This window comes from Rhodothermales bacterium, from assembly GCA_013002345.1.
GTDB lineage: Bacteria > Bacteroidota > Rhodothermia > Rhodothermales > JABDKH01 > JABDKH01.
Genome location: JABDKH010000045.1, coordinates 1 through 3,111, shown reverse-complemented (window position 1 = coordinate 3,111; position 3,111 = coordinate 1). Strand labels below are relative to the sequence as shown.

3 protein-coding genes are annotated in these 3,111 nt (G+C 56.9%); all 3 read right to left on the bottom strand.

What is annotated here, in order from left to right; all coding sequences use genetic code 11:
- Positions 1 to 1,027, bottom strand: a 1,027-nt coding sequence (locus HKN37_02165; GenBank protein ID NNE45445.1) for a glycine--tRNA ligase, incomplete at its 3' end; no start/stop codon positions are given.
- A gap of 156 nt (positions 1,028 to 1,183) precedes the next feature.
- A complete protein-coding gene (gene radC / locus HKN37_02160) occupies positions 1,184 to 1,936 on the bottom strand; it encodes a DNA repair protein RadC (GenBank protein ID NNE45444.1) in 753 nt (250 codons plus the stop codon).
- Positions 1,937 to 1,984: 48 nt separating this feature from the next.
- Positions 1,985 to 3,109 (bottom strand): transcription termination factor Rho, encoded by a 1,125-nt coding sequence (rho, locus tag HKN37_02155; GenBank protein NNE45443.1) that lies wholly within the window; start codon positions 3,107 to 3,109, stop codon positions 1,985 to 1,987.
- Positions 3,110 to 3,111: the final 2 nt, after the last annotated feature.

Genomic DNA, 3,111 nt, shown 5'->3' with positions numbered 1-3,111 from the left:
ATGTTTCGACCACGTACGGAATGAACCGCTCCTGCGTCTGCGGATCGAAATACTCCATCTTCTTGCCCGAGTACTCCTGATGACGCATCAGGTCATAGTCCGTTCGAGAGTGAATCCCTTCGACCTCCTGCAAACCGATCGGGAATTCGTAGGCAATGTCGACTGCCGCGTCCGCATAGTGGGCGAGCTTGTCGTGTTCTTTCCACTGCAGCTTCGACGCGCGGATACCATTATCGAGATGCCATTGCCATCTCTTCTCCCGCCACTCCTCATACGCCTCCATTTGTGCACCGGGCTTCACGAAGTACTGCATTTCCATCTGCTCGAACTCGCGCATCCGGAAGATGAACTGGCGGGCCACGATCTCATTACGGAACGCCTTCCCCATCTGGGCGATGCCGAACGGGATCTGCTGTCTGGCCGTCTCGCGCACATTATGGAAGTTGACGAAGATGCCCTGCGCCGTTTCCGGCCGGAGGTACACCGTGTTATCCGTCTCGCTGAGCGCTCCGACGTGGGTAGAAAACATGAGATTGAACTGGCGGACTTCCGTCCAGTCGAAGGCGCCCGATTCCGGTGCCCGAATCTCCTCTTCAAGGATCAGATTGTAGAGACCGAGAGATATGTCGTCTGAATGAAGCGCAGCGACAAGTGCGTCGTGCACGCGATCTGCCCGCTCGTCTTTCCCCTTTTTGCGTAACCGGTTGATGTGTCCTTCGATCAGTTGATCGGCCCGGTATCTCATCTTCGACTGTTTGTCGTCGATCATGGGGTCGTTGAAGGCGTCCACGTGACCGCTCGCCTTCCAGACTGTCGGGTGCATCAGGATAGCCGCGTCGACGCCGTCGATGTTGTCGTGGCGATACACCATGGCACGCCACCAGGCATCCTGCACGTTCCGCTTCAACTCCACGCCGAGCGGTCCGTAATCGTAGGTCGCCCCGAGACCGCCGTAAATTTCGGACGACTGAAATATGAACCCGCGTCTTTTGCTGAGCGAGACTATGGTATCGAGCGTTACACTCATGCCGATTCGGGGGTTGACGCAAGGGACGACACATCAGAGTGTGTCAAGAAAAAGGCATCTCGACACCGAGATGCCCACAACGATGTAAAGCTAGACCGACACCGTCTCGATTTCAATCTGCCGGCGGTGAATTTCGAGTAATTTGACCCGGAGAGGTCAGTCTGGAATAAGACCCCGTTCAGCAAGCGACGTGTAACCGCGACCTGCGATTATTATGTGATCGTGGATGGGAATTCCGACTACGCGACTCGCCTGTACGAGTTGTCGCGTGACACGAATGTCCTCGCGGCTGGGTTCGGGATTTTCGGACGGATGATTGTGGAGACATATGATCCCGGCTGCATTCTCCAGGATCGCCTCGCGAAATACGGCACGCGGTTCGACAATGCTTGCGGCCAGGCCGCCCTCACTGATGACCCGGTCTCCCAGAATGACGTTGGCTGTGTTGAGGAGCACTATCCGGAAAACCTCATTCTTCAGATCGCGCATGAATGGCCCATACAGACCGGCAATGTCCTCCGGACCGAACACCTGCGGGCGGCTGCTCTCCCGCATCGACTCGATGCGCCGACTGATCTCGAATACCGCCTGAAGCCGCGCTGCCTTTGCTCGTCCGACACCATGTGCCTGCGTGAGTTGTTTGACGTCTCGACGAGAGATACCTCTGAGCGAACCGTAGTCCCGCATCAGCGATCGGCCCAGTTCGACCGCCGAATATGATCTCTGCTTGGTCCTGGTGCCGCTCCCGAACACGATCGCGATGAGTTCGGCATCCGAAAGCACGCCAGCGCCGTGAAGGACCAGTTTTTCTCGTGGGCGATCTTCGAGGCGCCACGATTTGATCGACGCGTGGTAGACGTCGGTATTGTCGGTGTCGTCCGGTTCGCTGCTCAAGGCGCCGGGTAGCATTGATTTCGCATCAATCCTATGACACCTTTCATGGACCCGCCATAACCGTCAATCGGTCACGTTCGCCATCAGACCGTCAAGCAGCTGGTCGTTTGTCGGCACCTGCTGCACGTGGCGGACTAGCGCCTGCATCGCCTCGATCGGCGACCGAGTGTTGAGCGCACGGAAAAGACGATGATGCTGTTCGATCTTGTCACCCAGCAACCGCTCTTCGTTCCTCGTCCCGCTCTTTCTCAGATTGATTGCAGGATATATTCTCTTGTTCGCCATCTCGCGATCGAGCACGATCTCCGAGTTTCCCGTTCCCTTGAACTCCTCGAATATCACCTCATCCATCCGACTGCCGGTTTCAATCAGTGCGGTCGCGATGATTGTCAGCGAACCACCGCCTTCAATATTGCGGGCGGACCCGAAGATTCGACGAGGCACCTTCATCGCTCCGGCGTCCAGGCCTCCGGATAGCGTGCGGCCACTGCCCGATGAATACAGGTTGAATGTCCTTCCCAGCCTCGTCAGCGAATCGAGCAGGATCACGACATCCTTTTTCATCTCGACTTCCCGCTTGGCATACTCGAGCGCCAGCGTCGATACCCGAACGTGATTGTCGTCGTCATGGTCGTTCGACGATGCAAACACCATGGCGGCGGTCGATCTCTTGAAGTCTGTGACTTCTTCCGGCCGCTCATCCACCAGGAGCGCCACGAGCTCGATCTCCGGATGGTTCTTTGTGACCGACGCCGCGATGTCCTTCAAAAGAAGCGTCTTACCGGTTCGCGGGGGTGCAACAATGAGCGCCCTCTGCCCTTTCCCGATTGGCGCGACCAGGTCGACGATGCGCATGTTGATGTCGGACGGACCGCTGACCAGCTCAAGTTTTTCGTCCGGGTAGATGATCTGGCCGGAGTCGAAATTTTTGAATTTCGGCCACGCTTCGGGATCGAGACCCATGATCGTGTCGATGCGGTGGACCTGCATGTCGCCTTTCTTGCCGGGGCGCAAAGTGCCCTCCATGATCAGGCCGTCACGGAGCTTGTATTTGCGAATGAGTGGCGGCGGTACGAACGGGTCCTTCTTTCCCTTGGGTACATCGGCGCGGAGTCCTCGGATGAAGCCAAACTTTTTGTCTCCGATGAGCTCGAGGATACCTGAGAATCTTGGTTTTGAGTCTTCCATAA

What these genes read in the sequence shown, in the direction of transcription:
- radC (NNE45444.1), bottom strand. Translation starts at nt 1,936, where the DNA reads ATGCTACCCGGCGCCTTGAGCAGCGAACCGGACGACACCGACAATACC.
- rho (NNE45443.1), bottom strand. Translation starts at nt 3,109, where the DNA reads ATGGAAGACTCAAAACCAAGATTCTCAGGTATCCTCGAGCTCATCGGA.